This window comes from Desulfobaccales bacterium, from assembly GCA_041648175.1.
Classification (GTDB): domain Bacteria; phylum Desulfobacterota; class Desulfobaccia; order Desulfobaccales; family 0-14-0-80-60-11; genus 0-14-0-80-60-11.
In genome coordinates this window covers 1-14897 of record JBAZPO010000014.1, presented here as the reverse complement: position 1 = coordinate 14897, position 14897 = coordinate 1, and the positions used below count along the sequence as shown (strand labels likewise).

Below are 14897 nucleotides of genomic sequence, written 5' to 3'. Positions count from 1 at the left end.
GGAGCACACGCAGCTGCGCCCTACGGAATCAGGAATGCAGCAATGATAGTAACCATCAACGGCCAGGACCGGGAGGTGGCGGCGGCCACGGTGTTAAGCCTCCTTGCGGAACTGGACCTCCACCCCCAGGGGACCATAGTGGAGCGCAACCGGGAGATCGTGGACCGGGAGGCCTACGGGGAAACCCATCTGTCCGAAGGTGACGTTCTGGAACTGGTGCGCCTGGTGGGAGGCGGTTGATGGACCTGGCCCGGCGTTTAACCGCGTTTATGCAAGCTGACCTCTATGTGGTCATCACCGAAGCCTTTTGCGCCGGTCGAAACTCATTGGAAGTGTTGGATAAAGTCCTGGCCGCCGGAGTGGGAATCGTGCAGTTGCGGGAAAAGGACATGGCAGGCCGCCCCCTTTATGAGTTGGCAGTGGAATTCCGCCGGCGAACTCAGGCCGCCGGGGCTTTGTTGATCATCGACGACCGGACGGACATCGCCCTGGCCGCAGGCGCCGATGGGGTCCACCTGGGCCAGGCGGACCTGCCCGTGACCGCGGCCCAAGAGATCGCCCCGGAGCTGATTATCGGCGCCTCCAGCCATTCCCTGGCAGAGGCCCTGGCAGCCGAAAACGCTGGGGCCGGATACGTCAATATCGGCCCGGTTTTCTCCACCCCCACCAAGCCTGCCGCCGTCCCTCTGGGGGTTGAGGCTCTGAAACGCATCGCGCCGCATCTTAAGATTCCCTGGAGTACCATGGGCGGCATCAATCAGGGAAATATCGGCCAGGTAGTGGCCCAGGGGGCCCGGCATCCTGCAGTGATGAGCGCGGTCACCGCGGCCAAAGACGTCACCGCCGCGGCGGCGGCCCTCAGAAAGGCAATTATATCAAGGGCGATTGACCGCTGAACTAACTAAGATGAGGCGGGCGACGCTCCCACCAATTCCATAATCTTGTCGAGGTAATCATGTCCCAGATCGCATTTTTGTTTCCCGGACAGGGCTCGCAGTACGTGGGCATGGGCCAGGACCTGTTTAACGCCGACCCCGAGGCCCAGCAGTTGTTCGAATTGGCCGAGGCCACCACCGGCCTGCCCTTACGAAAACTTTGCTTCACCGGTCCCATGGAAGAACTTACCTTGACGGTGAATCTGCAACCCGCAGTCACCGCGGTCAACCTCTGTCTCTACCGGGCTTTGGCCAAAGCCAAAGTTACGCCTGCCGCGGTGTGCGGCCACAGTTTAGGAGAATACAGCGCCCTGTTTGCCGCGGGCGTGCTTTCCGCCGGCGACACCCTGGCGGCAGTGCGCGAACGCGGCCGCCTCATGCACCGCGAGGCCCAAAAATATCCCGGCGCTATGGTTGCAATTATTGGCCTCACCCCGGAGAAGGTGAAGGGGCTGGTGCATCCTTTTACCAAAGAAGGCCCCATCGCCCTGGCCAACTTCAATACGCCGGTGCAGACGGTAATTTCCGGTGCTCCCGAGATTGTGGCCCGGGCCGGGAATGCGGCCAAGGCTGAAGGGGCCAAAGTCATCCCCTTAAAGGTCTCCGGGGCCTGGCACTCTCCTTTAATGATGGGAGCCAACGCCGATTTCGGGGCGTTTATGGACACCTTGAATTTTCAGGCGCCGCAGTTCCCCCTCTACATCAATGCCACCGCGGCCCCGGAGACGAACCCCAAGATTTTGCGGGCCTCCATGGGCGCACAGCTCACCTCCCCGGTACGTTGGGCCGAACTCATCGTCAACCTCAAGGCCGCGGGCATCGACACCTGGGTGGAGGTGGGGCCCAAAAACGTGCTTACCGGCCTGGTGCGCAAGATCCTGCCGGACGAGCCCAAAGAGAGTTTTTATAACGTGGAAAACCGGGAGAGTCTGGAGAAGTTTCTGGCGGCGGTGCAGGGCTGAGAATAAATCTATCTCATGTGTGATTTGTAGGGGCGGGTTTGAAACCCGCCCCTACATGCTTCAAGTCAATTCATCCAGCACGGAGGCCAAAAGGTCGCGGAAGGCCGCCAGGGCTCTGGCCCGGTGGCTGATCTGATTTTTCACGGCAGGTCCCAGTTGGGCCATGGTGGCGGCGTGCTCCGGCACCCAAAAGACCGGGTCGTAGCCAAAGCCATGGTCCCCCTGGGGGGAAAGCGCGATGATGCCCTCACACTCGCCATGCGCCCTAAAGAGGCGGCCATCGGGCAAGGCCAGGGCGATTTCACAGACGAAGCGGGCGGAGCGGGCCTCCCAAGGAACGTCGCGCATTTCCTCTAAAAGCTTACGCCAGTTATCCGCGTCATCTGGGGGGCGGGGAGCGGTTAAGTCCTGGGCGTAGCGGGCGGAGAAGACCCCGGGAGAGCCGTTCAACGCGTCCACGGCCAGGCCGGAGTCATCGGCCAGGGCCGGAAACCCGGTGAGCCGGGCCACGGCCTGGGCCTTGGTGGCGGCATTTTCCTTGAAAGTTGCCCCATCTTCTGGGATTTCGGGAATCTCCGGAAAATCTGCCAGGCTTAACAGGGTTACTCCGGTATTTTTCAGGAGTTCCTGAAGTTCCCGGACCTTCCCAGGATTGCGGGTGGCTATCACCAGGGTAGGGGCAGACACGGGGCCAAAACCTCTTCCTGGATGCGGGTGAGCCGGCTTAACCCCACCTGGGCCAACTCCAGCATGCGGTTAAGTTGGGCCGCAGGAAACGACCCGCCCTCCCCGGTTAATTGCACCTCGATCAGGTTGCCTGTCGCGGTGCCCACGAAATTGGCATCCACCATGGCCTGGGAGTCCTCGTCGTAGTCCAGATCCAGGAGCAGCCGCGGCCCGACGAGCCCCACGCTCACTGCGGCCATCTGTTCTTTGATGGGGGAGGCGTCCAGCAGCCCCCGGCGCCGCAAATCCTCCAGGGCCAGGCACAGGGCCACAAAGGCCCCGGTGATGCTGGCGGTGCGGGTCCCGCCGTCGGCCTGGATGACGTCGCAATCGATGGTGACGGTGCGGGGCCCCAGGGCCTGCAAATCCACCACGGCCCGAAGCGAGCGGCCGATGAGGCGTTGAATCTCCAGGGTGCGGCCCCCCACCCGGCCTTTGAGAGATTCCCGGTCCCCCCGGGGATGGGTGGCCCGGGGCAGCATGGCGTACTCTCCCGTGACCCAGCCGCCACCGGTATGGAGGCGAAAAGGCGGAACCTGTTCAGTCACCGAGGCGGCGCAGATGACCCGCGTCCGGCCCCAGGTGATGAGGCAAGACCCCTCGGCAAAATCCAGATAGCCCGGAGTGATGCTGATCTCCCGGAGTTCATTGTCTGCGCGAGCGCCGCTTCGTCGCATAGTGGTTCCTCTGGTAAAAATCGGGGGAAAAGGCGAAAAGGGGAAGAGGGCAAAAGGGAAAAGATCTATTTTGTTTTAACCTCTTCGCCTGTTTTCCTCTTACCCTTTTTCCCCTTCTTTAAGAGATTGGCGCAAGGTGCCGATGACTAAGTTAAAGGTGTCGGCAAAGGAAGCCGGGGAGACCCGTCCCACTTCGATGAATTTGACCATGATCTCCTTGGTCACCTTCAGGAGCAGTTCCTCCCGGGGAGTCAGGGGTGTGTGGGCTTCTTTGTCCCGGGCCATGTATGCTCCTCCCCCGTGGGGTAATTTTTTGTTATAGTAAAGAGCAGTCAGCTTTTAGCTTTCAACAGTCAGCCAAAAAATAGCGGGGTCTTTGATCCGACAAGTTTGTTTTTCTGAAAGCTGATAGCTGATAGCTAAAAGTTTCCCCGCCGGCCAGAAGAAGGCCAATTCAAATGGCCGGCGAGGCAGGTAAGAAGAACCGTCACAGCCCTCCTTGAGGCACATGATAAACCAGGGACACCCGCAAGGCAAGGGGGAATCCGTGAGTCGCATCCGTATCCTGGACCCCCAGGTAGCTGCCAGAATTGCTGCCGGGGAGGTCATTACGCGCCCCGCCGCGGCAGTCAAAGAACTGGTGGAAAACGCCCTGGATGCCGGGGCTCGCACCATCAGCGTGACGGTGGAGGAGGGCGGCCGCAAACTCATCCGGGTGGTGGACGACGGCTGCGGCATGAGTGCGGAAGAGGTGCCATTAAGCCTGCAGCGCCACGCCACCAGCAAGCTTCAAGCTGAAACCGACCTGCTGGGCATCAGAACTCTGGGATTCCGGGGCGAGGCCTTGCCATCCATTGCCACCGTGAGCCACCTCACCCTCATCAGTTGTCCGGAGGGGGCGCCAAGCGGTTATCGGCTGGTGGCCCGGGCCGGGGAGATTATGACGGCCTCTCCTTGGGCCTCGGCCCGCGGCACCCAGGTGGAGGTGGCAGAACTCTTTTTCAACACCCCGGCCCGGCAGAAATTCCTGAAAAGCAAAGACTCGGAGCAGGCCCAGATTTTAGAAATCCTTCGCAGTCTCGCCCTGGGCTACCCTCAGGTGCACTTCACCCTGAGCACCGCAACCCGGACCTTGTTGGCGGCCCCGGCGGCAGGCAGCTTGAATGAACGCGTGGCCGCGGTTTTCGGCCCGGACCTGGCGGCCCATATGCTGCCCTTATCTCTAGGCCAGGGGGCCTGGCAGGTTACGGGGCTGGTGACGGAGCCGGATTTTAACTTGGCCAGCCGCCGCTTCCAGGTCTTGTTGGTGAACGGCCGGGTGGTCAAAGATATGGTTTTGGGGGCGGTCTTAAAAGAGGTCTACGCCGGGCTCCTGCCCCGTGGCCGGCACCCCGGGGCGGTGGTGCAGCTATCGGCCCCTCCTGAGGCCGTGGATGTCAACGTCCATCCCGCTAAAACCGAGATTCGCTTTCAAGCCCCCGGCAAGGTCTACCCGCTGCTCCTCGCCGCCTTGCGCCAGGGGCTGGGGCCCCTGTATGGCGAGCGTCCCCGGCCGAAGGTGAGCTGGCAGCCGGAAGCTGCCCCCCGAGCCATGGAGAGCGCGCCGCCGGCGTTGTTTCCCCGGATGGCGCCTCCGCCAGACCGTTACGGACCGCCGCCGTTCACTTATCCTGAGGCCGCGACGGCGCCGGCCCCCGGGCCTGCGCCTGTCCAGCGAACCTGGCGTTTTCAAGATTTGACCGTGTTGGGCACCCTGGCCCAGACCTATATTTTGGCGCAAGGACCCGACGGGCTTATTCTCATTGATCAGCATGCGGCCCACGAACGCGTGCTTTATGAGGCCTTAAAGGCAAAGGGGGCCGAGGCGGCTAAACAGAGCCTGCTTTTTCCCCAGGTGGTGGAAGTGCCAGCAAGCCAGGCGGATTGGGTAAAGGAGCACCTGGAGGTATTGGCCCAGGCGGGGCTGTCGCTTGAACCCTTTGGCGGGGCCAGTTTTGTGATCACGGCGGTCCCGACCTGCCTGGCCAATGCCGACCTGGAGGCGGTGGTAGCCGAAGCGGTGGAAAGCTTGGCACCTTTTAAAAGCGGCACCCGCCCCCAGGAAGTCAAGGAGCAGGCCCTGCAGTTCATGGCCTGCAAAGGCGCGGTCAAGGCCGGGGAAACCCTGGCTCCGGAAGCTATTCAGGCTTTGCTGGCCCAGCTGGATGACCTTGCCGTCTCCTCCCACTGCCCCCACGGGCGGCCCCTGTGGCGGCTTATGAGCTACCACGACATCCGGCAGAGCTTCCGGCGGTAAAAGAGGGGCGAAAAGGGGAAAAGGGGAAAGGGCGAAAAGGGAAAGAACAAAAAAAGAACAACGATTGAACACGTTAGCCTGAGGCATGTCCAAAAAATTAATCGTCATTCCTTTCCTTTTCCCCTTTTTCCCCGAGGTTTATTGCCAGGGTAAAACCCGATTCACTTTTATGGTCGAATGAAAATTATCAGGTCCAGTGACATAGAAAAACCCCGGGTGGCGGTCCTGGTAGGCGCGACCGCGGTGGGTAAGACCGCGGTGGCGATTGCCCTGGCGCAAAAAATCGGGGCCGAGATCGTCAATGCCGACTCCCTCCAGGTTTACCGGGAAATGGACATCGGCACCGCCAAGCCCACCCAAGAAGAACGGGTCCAGGTGCCCCACCATCTCATCGACGTGGCGGACCCGCCGGAGCCCTATGACGCGGCCCGCTACTGCCGTGAGGGGCGGGAGGTCCTGGCGGATTTGCAAAAGCGCCAGGCGCCGCCGTTGGTGGTGGGCGGCACCGGGCTGTATCTCAGGGCCTTGCTTTCCGGCCTGTTCACAGAAGGCGAGCCTGCGGCGGGAGTCAGGGCGCGGCTCAAGGGGGAGCTTAAGGATCTGGGGCTGCCCGTGCTCTACCAGCGCCTCCTTTACCTGGACCCGGCCACGGCCGACCGGCTCCATCCCCACGACACCTACCGGATTATCCGGGCCCTGGAAGTCATGGAGGCCACGGGCACGCCGCTGTCCGAGTTTATCAACGCCCACCGCTTTCAGGACGCGCCCTACAAGGTGCTGAAGCTGGGGTTGGCTCTGCCCCGGGAGGAGCTCTATCAGCGCATCGAGACCCGGGTGGAGCTCATGCTGGCGCGAGGGTGGCTGGAAGAAGTCAAAGAGCTGCTCACCCGCTACCCGCCGGATTTAAAACCCCTCCAGGCTTTAGGCTACCGCCATCTCATCAACTACCTCACCGGGCGTTGGAGCTGGGAGGAGGCCCTGACGCTTCTCGCCCGGGACACTCGCCGCTACGCCAAGCGGCAGCACACCTGGTTCGGCTCGGATAAGGAGATCAAGTGGTTTGCCCCCGACCAGGTAAAGGAGATGGCCGCGGCGTTGGCGGAGTTTTTCGGGTAAGCCGCTCCTAAGTTCTTTTTATATTTCTATATTTTATAAATGTAATAATTAGGAATATAAATAATAGTTTCGCCTTACCCTGATTGATATTCGCCAACATCATCTGTCACACATACGTTCTCTATGTCTCAGGTTCCAAGGCCCGGTCTCCTCTCTCGTGTGCTGTAAACCTTGCCAGCGCGTCCGAAATAAGAGATACTAATCCGACATCTATACTCATTGCCAAAAGAGCCTCTTGCAAAATTGCCGGACATTATGGAGTCGCAGGCTTTAGCGTGAAAATCCAAATCCCCCTAAATCCCCCTTTTTCAAAGGGGGACTTTTAAAGCCCCTTCAGTGGGTAGGAGGATTTTATCCCTCAGGGGTGGCAGCTTCTGCCATGTAGGTTTAACCTGCGGTAGCACAGGCTGGAAGGCCTGTGCTACCGGCGAACTTATCAATACCCGTATAAGGTTTCGACCGCAAAGAGACTTTTGCAAGAGGCTCAAAAGTTTTTTCTTATTAACCCCTCACCCTACCCTCTCCCACAAGGGGAGAGGAGAATTAGAGGAAAAAACTTTTGGCAAATGCTATAAGGCCCAGCCCACCCAACTTGACCATGAGCCCCATATCCGGTACGCGCTCAGTTGGATGATATCGGCATAATTATTGCATAAATTTCGAGGTACTCTTTTGGATAATTCTCACCACAGGAGGATATCGAAGTTGTTCAGCGGAGTATGGCTCATAATCGCCGGGGTGCTGCTCTTAGGTCATTCACCGGGGCTCGCTGAATCATATGTCAGGGTTTTGGAAAAAGGGGTGGTCTACTATAACTTCTCTGACCGGGAACACTCCCCGCCTAAACAGACTGCTACGAACCCTCCCCCACGTCAGTGGGCTCCTCCAAACACCCGGACCAGCGCCATCATCCAGGAGACCGGCCAATCCCATAACTTGTGGCCCTCGCTAATCAAAGCAGTGAGCCAGATGGAATCCAGTCAGCATCCTAAGGCCTGCCCTTCCAAAGGCATCCCGGAATCGACGCAAATAAAGCCGGGAAAGGCAAATGATCTACAGGACGCTGATTTCTGTGAAAATATGTGGCTGGCCCCACGCTACCTGGGCAGATTGTGGGCAAGAATCGGTTTTCTTGCGCGTCTTATGTCAAACATGTCTAACTCTGGTTTGCGGCGAGAAGACCACCAGCCAGCTCTCTCTCCCAGCCATGAGGCTCAGGCCTTGGTCCGGCAAGCGTACAATGATTTCCTCCAATATGCCCAGAAACAGCTTCCCGGAGTGGACCAAATGCAGCGAGGCTTAATGCGCTTGCCTACACCAAACCACCCCGGCTACTGTTTCCCGGTAGCTTATCCCTTTTCCTTCCGGGACAGTTGGGGCGAATGGCGCAGCGGGGGGAGGCATCATCGCGCCGTGGATATTTTTGCCAGGGAGGGGACCAGGGTTTATGCCATAACCTCTGGGGTCGTCAATACCCTCTCAACTTCTCAGGAAGGTGGCATAACCCTGATCTTAAGTGGTCAAGACCGCAAAGGTTATGGGTATATGCATTTGCAAGGATACGCTGAAGGGATCGTCGAGGGTAAGCAGGTAAGATCGGGGGAACTCATCGGTTATGTAGGCCGCACGGGGCTTCAGCAGTCTGAGGCGCATCTTCACCTCCAGGTTTATGCTGATCATCGTATGTGTAGAGATGAGCTCTTAAATCCTTATAGTTTCCTGGTCCAGTTGTGCCATGGCCTTGGGGTCACCGACTTATACCACCATAAGGTTGCCCGAATATATGAGAATCCGGAGATACAAATCAACAAGATACAGGTTAGCAGACACCCAGCTTTTAAAGGGCGCCGTAGTCAAATTAATGTCAAGGAGCCATCAATTGTGGTAATAAAAAAATTTTAAGCATGAGAATTTCCCACGGTTTGAAGTAGGTTAGTCTCTTCGAGAAACCTCAAACTCCTGCACAATAATCTCCTCCGCCATCAGGCCCAGACCCTGCCCCGGTATAATTCTGCCCGGCGCTTCCTAAAATATGCCAGGAAATCATAGTTGACAAATATGCAACAGTTGTGCAACAGTGCGAATACATAGTCACAAAATCTGAAGGAGGTGATAGCGGTTCAGGTAAAGGTTACAGATAAGTTTAAATTCGCCACTATATTCCTCTTTATTCCTGAACTCCACACCCAAGCCGAGGTGGAAAATGGGCATCACCCGCAGGACCTTTATTAAGGGTTTGGGAAGCGGGATCACCGCGTTGGGGCTCTCGGACGTCATCTTCACGCGCTCCGGATGGGCCGGTTTCGTCGCTCCCGCCAAGACCAAGGACACCCAAGTCACTACATCAATCTGCCCCTTTTGCGGGGTGGGCTGCGGTCTCGTAGCCAACACCAAGGGGGGCAAACTCGTTAACGTCGAAGGCGACCCCGACCATCCCATCAACGAAGGGACCTTGTGCAGCAAAGGCCAGGCGGTCTTCGAGGTGGTCACCAGTCCCCGGCGCCTCAACAAAGTAAAATACCGCGCCCCGGGCAGCGACCATTGGGAAGAAAAGCCCCTGGATTGGGCCATCACCACCCTGGCCCAGCGCATCAAGGCCACCCGGGATGCGAATTTCATCACCAAGTCCGAAAGCGGCGTACCGGTGAACCGCACGGAAACTTTGGCCTCCATCGGCGGGGCCGCTTTAAACAATGAGGAATGTTATCTCCTCAGTAAGCTCTCCCGGTCCCTGGGCATCGTCTATTTAGAACATCAAGCCCGCCTCTGACACTCCTCCACAGTGGCCTCGTTGGGGCCCACCTTTGGCAGAGGCGCTATGACCAATCACTGGAACGATATTGCCAATGCCGATTGCGTCATGATCATCGGCTGTAACCCGGCCGAAAACCATCCCGTCAGTTTCAAATGGATTACCAAGGCCATGGACCAGGGGGCCAAACTCATCGTCGTGGACCCCCGCTTCACCCGCTCGGCGGCCAAAGCCGATCTCTTTGTGCGTTTGCGGCCCGGCACCGATATCGCCTTGATGGGCGGCCTCATTAATTATATTCTCCAAAACGACCTTTATCATAAAGACTATGTGGTGAACTATACCAACGCCGCCTTTCTGGTAAATAAAGACTTTGGTTTCCAAGACGGCCTCTTTTCCGGTTTTGACAAAGAGAAGCACGTATATAATCCGGCCAGTTGGAGCTATGAACTGGACGCAGAGAAGAAACCGGTCACCGATCCCACCCTGGTCAACCCCCAGTGCGTCTTCCAGCTTATGAAGACCTTCTATAGCCGCTATACCCCGGAGATGGTGGAAGCGGTTACGGGAGTGCCGAAAAAGCAGTTCCTGGAGATGGCGGCGGTGTACAGCGCCACGGGCGCCCCGGGCAAGTCCGCCTCGCTGCTTTATGCCATGGGCGGCACCCAGCACTCCACCGGGGTGCAGATTATCCGCAGTTATACCATCGTGCAACAACTCCTGGGGAACATGGGCATGCCCGGGGGCGGCATCAACGCCCTGCGGGGTGAAAATAACGTCCAAGGCTCCACGGACATGGCGTTATTGTTCAATATCGTCCCGGGGTACATGGCCATTCCCAATGAGGCCGCGCACCCGACCCTGAAGGACTACCTGGACAAAGAAACTCCCAAGGCTAGCTTTTGGATCAATAAGCCCAAGTTCTTTGTGAGCCTGCTCAAGGCCTTCTGGGGGGACGCGGCCACTCCTCAAAACCAGTTTGCCTATGATTATCTCCCCAAGATCGGCAAGGGTTATCAGGGTTCCGGATATTCCTGGATTCCCCTGTTTGAATCCATGGGGCAAGGCGGTATCAAGGGCATGTTGGTGTGGGGCATGAACCCGGCGGTGAGTTCCCCCAACCTGACCCAGGCCTACGACGCCCTGGGGAAGCTTGAGTGGATGGCGGCGTTTGACCTCTTTGAGACGGATACCTCCGTGTTCTGGAAGCGCCCCGGGGCCAAGACCCAGGACATCAAGACCGAGGTCTTTCTCTTCCCTGCGGCGGATGCCCTGGAGAAGGAAGGAAGCGCCTCTAACAGCGGGCGCTGGCTGCAGTGGCGCTACCAGGCGGTGAAGCCCCATGGAGACGCCCATAGTGACCTGTGGTATGCCAACCGCCTGGCCCTGGAGCTTAAAAAACTCTATAAAGACGATCCCAAAGCGGTTTTCCCCGACCCCATCGTCAACCTTAACTGGAACTACGGGGATGACCCGGACGTGCACCTGGTGGCCAAGGAGATCAACGGCTCCACCGTGGCGGACAAAAAACAGGTAGTCAATTTCCTGGCCCTGAAAGACGACGGCTCCACTGCGTGTGGTTGTTGGATCTACTCCGGGTCCTATCCGGGGCCGGACAAGAAGAACAACCTCATGGCCCGCCGGGACAAGAAAGACCCCAGCGGCCTGATGCTCTATCCTACCTGGGCCTGGGCCTGGCCGGTGAATCGCCGGATCATCTACAATCGCTGTTCTTTGGATCCCCAGGGAGTGCCCTGGAGCCCCAAGAAAGCCATGTTCCATTGGGACCCGGCGGCTAAGACCTGGAAGAATCTGGACATCCCGGATTTCGGCTGGATCAACGCTCAGACTAAAGAGCATATCCCGCCGGACGTGTCGGCCAAGGTCCCCTTCATCATGCTGCCGGAAGGCAAGAGCCGGCTGTTTGTCCCCGGCGGTGTTTGCAAGGAAGGGCCTTTTCCGGAGCACTACGAGGCGCTGGAGTGCCCGTATGTGAATGTCATGTCGCCGCAGCAATCCAACCCGGTGATGAAGGTGTGGAAATCGGAGATGGATAAGGTAGCCCAGCTCTGCGACCCCAAATATCCCGTCATTGCCACCACCTTCCGGGTGACGGAGCACTGGCAGTCCGGGGTCATGACCCGGAACCTCACCTGGCAGGCGGAGATGATGCCCGAGATGTTCGTGGAGATGAGCCCGTCGCTGGCCAAGGCCCGGGGTATCAAAGCTGGGGACTGGGTCAAGGTGAAAAGCGTTCGGGGGGAAGTGAAGGCCCGGGCCAATGTCACCAACCGGGTCGCGCCCTTTTGCTGTGGCAAGGCGGGTTTTTCGAACACCGTAGAGATGGTGGCGTTGCCCTGGCACTTTGGATTTGCCGGCTTGACTACCGGTGGCCCCAATTCCCAGGACAATTACGCCGCCAACCAACTGGCCCCCATGGTGGGGGACGCCAACACCATGATCCCGGAGTACAAGGTGTTCCTGGTGGACGTGCAAAAGGTCTGATAGGCCGCAAGGGAGACAGCCATGAGTAAAGCCATGTTGATCGATACGACTCGCTGTATCGGTTGCCGGGCCTGTCAGGTGGCCTGCAAGAGCTGGCACGACCTGCCGGGCGAACGCACGGAGTTCAGCGAGACCTGGAGCAATCCCAGATACCTGGACAGCAACAACTATACCCGGATTATTTTTCGAGAGATTGAGAAACCTGACGGGCAGTTGAGTTGGCACTTCATCTCCCGGCGCTGCATGCATTGCAATGATCCGGCCTGCGTGACGGCCTGCCCGGTGGCGGCCCTGGAAAAACTTGCCAGCGGGCCGGTGGTCTATGATGACGGACGCTGCATCGGTTGCCGCTACTGCATGATGGCCTGTCCGTTCCAGATTCCCAAATTCCAATGGAGTTCGGCGGTGCCCCTGATTAGGAAATGCGACTTCTGCGCCGACCGCATTGAGATCGGCCTGAACCCGTCCTGCGCCACCGTCTGCCCGACCGAGACCCTGCTCTTTGGGGAGCGGAAAGAGCTTCTGAAAGAAGCCCACCGTCGCATCGGCGCTCATCCCGGCAAGTATTACCCCGAGGTTTACGGCGAGAAGGTCGCGGGTGGGACTGCCAAGCTCTATCTGACCGCGGTGTCTTTCGAGCAATTGGGTCTCAACCACCGGGGCTTCCGCACCGACCTGGGGGAGCAGCCTTACGGCGTCCACGGCCGGGAATGGATGTCCAAGGTGCCCTTTGTGGCCCTGGGAGTAGGGGGCCTGGCCGTGGGTCTGCATTACATCAACAAGCGCCGGGCCGAAGTCCAGGAACAGCAGTCCCGGGAAGGTAAGGAGGAGTGAGCCATGGCCGATAAGGTGGAAAAATGGTATCCGGGCGAGGGTAAGTTGACCCCTGGACGCGCCATCCTTTATGTGATCTTGGTGCTGGGCCTCATTTCGGCCTTGATCCGGCTCTTTTTTGGGTTGGGCGCTACTACCAACTTAAACGACGCCTACCCGTGGGGGCTGTGGATCAGCTTTGACATCCTGGCCGGGGTGGCCCTGGCCGGGGGCGGCTTCACTATGGCCGCAGCCATCTATATCTTTAACCTGAAAAAATTCGAACCGCTACTCCGGCCCGCCAAGCTCTCGGCCTTCCTCGGCTACCTGATGTTTGTCGTGGGGCTGTTTTTCGACCTGGGGCAGCCCTGGCGTATCTGGCACCCCATGGTGATGTGGAATCCACATTCGGTGCTCTTCGAGGTGTCCTGGTGCGTCATGCTTTATACCACGGTCCTGGGCATCGACATCCTGATCATGGCCCTGGAGCGCTGGGAGAAGTTTGAGTGGGTGAATTTTTTACGGAATATTTACCTGGTCTTTGTGGTGGCCGGGGTGATGCTTTCCACCCTGCACCAATCGTCCCTGGGAGCCTTGTACCTGTTGATGCCGGAAAAGATGTCCGATCTCTGGGCCAGCCGGGCCATAGGGCCGCTGTTTTTCTGCAGCGCGGTGATCGGCGGGATGAGCGTAGTGACTTTGGAGAGCCTCATCAGTTCTTGGGCCTATAAGCGCAAATCTGAGATCAAGTTGCTGTCGGACTTCAGCAAGGGGCTGGGGATCGCTCTTCTGGTCTATTTCGCTATGAAGGTCACGGACCTCTATGCCCGGGGGGCCACGGTCTGGGCCTTCGATACACCCCACTTCTTCTTTTACCTGGAGTTGTTCGGGACCGTGGCCCTGCCGGGTCTTCTGCTGACGTTTAAGGAGGTGCGCAACTCGGTGAAGGGCCTCTACTGGGCGGCGGGGTTATCGGCGTTCGGGGTGGTTTTGAACCGCTTCAACGTCAGCCTCACCAGCTACGGCGGTTACCGCCAGTTCAGCTACTTCCCGTCGTTCATCGAAATCATCATCACCCTGGCCTTGATCGCCGGGGGTATTCTGATCTTCGATTTGGGCACCCGGTATCTACCCTTGTACCCGTCGGAGCTTTCGGGGGAAACGGTAAAGAATTGAGGGGGGCACTCGTGTTGATAAAATTACTTTAGGATTATCAATACCTTCCCCCCTCCCCCTAACCCCCTCCCACCAGGGGAGGGGGAAAGCGGAGCAGACATCCTTGAAAGGGATTTAAGGGGCGGGTTTAAAACCCGCCCCACTTTTTCACTTACCCGCCAGGGCCTTTTGGGCCTTGGGAACTGTGTCCTCCGGCTTAACCCCGTACCAGGCCTGCACAATCTTGCCTTCCGCGTTGATCAAAAACGACGAGCGGATAATACCCATAGATTTTTTGCCGTACATGGTCTTTTCGCCCCAGACGCCGTAGGCCTCGGCCACCCGATGGTCCGGGTCCGCCAGGAGCGGAAAGGCCAGCCCGTACTTGTCGTCGAACTTTTTCTGTTTGGCCGGCTGATCGGGGCTGATGCCCACCACGGCCAGACCCAGGCCGGCCAATGCCTCCCGGGCATCCCGGATACTGCACGCTTGCCGGGTGCACCCCGGAGTGCCGGCCTTGGGGTAAAAGTAGACCAGGAGCTTCCGGCCGTGAAAATCCGCCAGGCTGACCGTCTGGTCATGTTGGTCGGGCAATTGGAACCTTGGGGCCGCATCGCCCGGATTAAGTCTCGCCATGGAAAACCGCCTTTCTGCCGCAGCAGGAATTTTTTGATAGATTAATCATTCATCCCGGAAAATCCAGATTTGAAGCAGGTGGAAAAACAGGTGGGTCAGAGAGCTATCTCATTGCCAAAAGAGCCTCTTGCAAATATCCCCTGCCTGTCATTCTGAGGGAAAGAAGCAACCGAAGCATCTCATAAGTGACCAAACGGTTTTTTGCAAGAACCTCTCCTGACAATAAGTATATTTAAGTATTTCAAAAAAAAGTGGCGTTAATTCAAAGGGGTAATCAATTCTACAATGCCATCTTTTATGGCATGGTTGCAACCCGGATCATGT

Annotated in this window: 13 protein-coding genes; 9 read left to right on the top strand and 4 right to left on the bottom strand. The window is 58.2% G+C overall.

All coding sequences use genetic code 11. From position 1 onward, the window contains the following. Nucleotides 1-42 precede the first annotated feature (42 nt). From thiS to fabD, 3 genes are read left to right on the top strand one after another with little or no spacing between them, the layout of a single operon-like run. Nucleotides 43-240: a sulfur carrier protein ThiS gene (thiS, locus tag WC600_13055; protein ID MFA4903658.1), complete on the top strand. Its 198-nt coding sequence runs from the start codon at nt 43-45 to the stop codon at nt 238-240. Beyond that, nucleotides 240-896: a thiamine phosphate synthase gene (thiE, locus tag WC600_13050; protein MFA4903657.1), complete on the top strand. Its 657-nt coding sequence runs from the start codon at nt 240-242 to the stop codon at nt 894-896. Before thiS ends, thiE begins: the two co-directional genes overlap by 1 nt. Nucleotides 897-955: 59 nt before the next feature. After that, on the top strand, nt 956-1897 hold the full coding sequence (gene fabD / locus WC600_13045) for an ACP S-malonyltransferase (protein ID MFA4903656.1): 942 nt from the start codon (nt 956-958) through the stop codon (nt 1895-1897). Nucleotides 1898-1957: 60 nt separating this feature from the next. Here fabD and WC600_13040 read toward each other — a convergent pair whose 3' ends face one another. The 3 genes from WC600_13040 to WC600_13030 form a co-directional block, all read right to left on the bottom strand. After that, nucleotides 1958-2584, bottom strand: coding sequence for an XTP/dITP diphosphatase (locus tag WC600_13040; protein ID MFA4903655.1), 627 nt, complete (start codon nt 2582-2584; stop codon nt 1958-1960). Further along, nucleotides 2563-3300, bottom strand: a complete 738-nt coding sequence (gene rph, locus WC600_13035) for a ribonuclease PH (GenBank protein MFA4903654.1) — start codon at nt 3298-3300, stop codon at nt 2563-2565. The genes WC600_13040 and rph overlap by 22 nt, the downstream gene beginning before the upstream one ends. A 99-nt stretch (nt 3301-3399) precedes the next feature. Further along, nucleotides 3400-3585 carry a hypothetical protein gene (locus WC600_13030; protein ID MFA4903653.1) on the bottom strand — a complete coding sequence of 62 codons (186 nt, stop codon included), beginning with the start codon at nt 3583-3585 and terminating at the stop codon, nt 3400-3402. Nucleotides 3586-3847: 262 nt separating this feature from the next. Between WC600_13030 and mutL the strand changes: the two genes are divergently transcribed. From mutL to nrfD, 6 genes are all read left to right on the top strand, one after another. Further along, nucleotides 3848-5596 carry a DNA mismatch repair endonuclease MutL gene (gene mutL / locus WC600_13025; protein ID MFA4903652.1) on the top strand — a complete coding sequence of 583 codons (1749 nt, stop codon included), beginning with the start codon at nt 3848-3850 and terminating at the stop codon, nt 5594-5596. A gap of 177 nt (nt 5597-5773) precedes the next feature. Continuing rightward, nucleotides 5774-6712: a tRNA (adenosine(37)-N6)-dimethylallyltransferase MiaA gene (miaA, locus tag WC600_13020; protein ID MFA4903651.1), complete on the top strand. Its 939-nt coding sequence runs from the start codon at nt 5774-5776 to the stop codon at nt 6710-6712. 969 nt (nt 6713-7681) lie between these two features. Next, nucleotides 7682-8614 carry a M23 family metallopeptidase gene (locus WC600_13015; GenBank protein ID MFA4903650.1) on the top strand — a complete coding sequence of 311 codons (933 nt, stop codon included), beginning with the start codon at nt 7682-7684 and terminating at the stop codon, nt 8612-8614. A gap of 301 nt (nt 8615-8915) precedes the next feature. Next, a complete protein-coding gene (gene fdnG, locus WC600_13010; protein MFA4903649.1) occupies nt 8916-11969 on the top strand; it encodes a formate dehydrogenase-N subunit alpha in 3054 nt (1017 codons plus the stop codon). 21 nt (nt 11970-11990) lie between these two features. Next, entirely contained in the window at nt 11991-12803 is an 813-nt protein-coding gene (locus tag WC600_13005; GenBank protein ID MFA4903648.1) for a 4Fe-4S dicluster domain-containing protein, read from the top strand. A 3-nt stretch (nt 12804-12806) separates the two neighbouring features. Continuing rightward, nucleotides 12807-13958, top strand: coding sequence for an NrfD/PsrC family molybdoenzyme membrane anchor subunit (gene nrfD / locus WC600_13000; GenBank protein ID MFA4903647.1), 1152 nt, complete (start codon nt 12807-12809; stop codon nt 13956-13958). A 147-nt stretch (nt 13959-14105) separates the two neighbouring features. Here nrfD and bcp read toward each other — a convergent pair whose 3' ends face one another. Then, nucleotides 14106-14573: a thioredoxin-dependent thiol peroxidase gene (gene bcp, locus WC600_12995; GenBank protein ID MFA4903646.1), complete on the bottom strand. Its 468-nt coding sequence runs from the start codon at nt 14571-14573 to the stop codon at nt 14106-14108. Nucleotides 14574-14897: the final 324 nt, after the last annotated feature.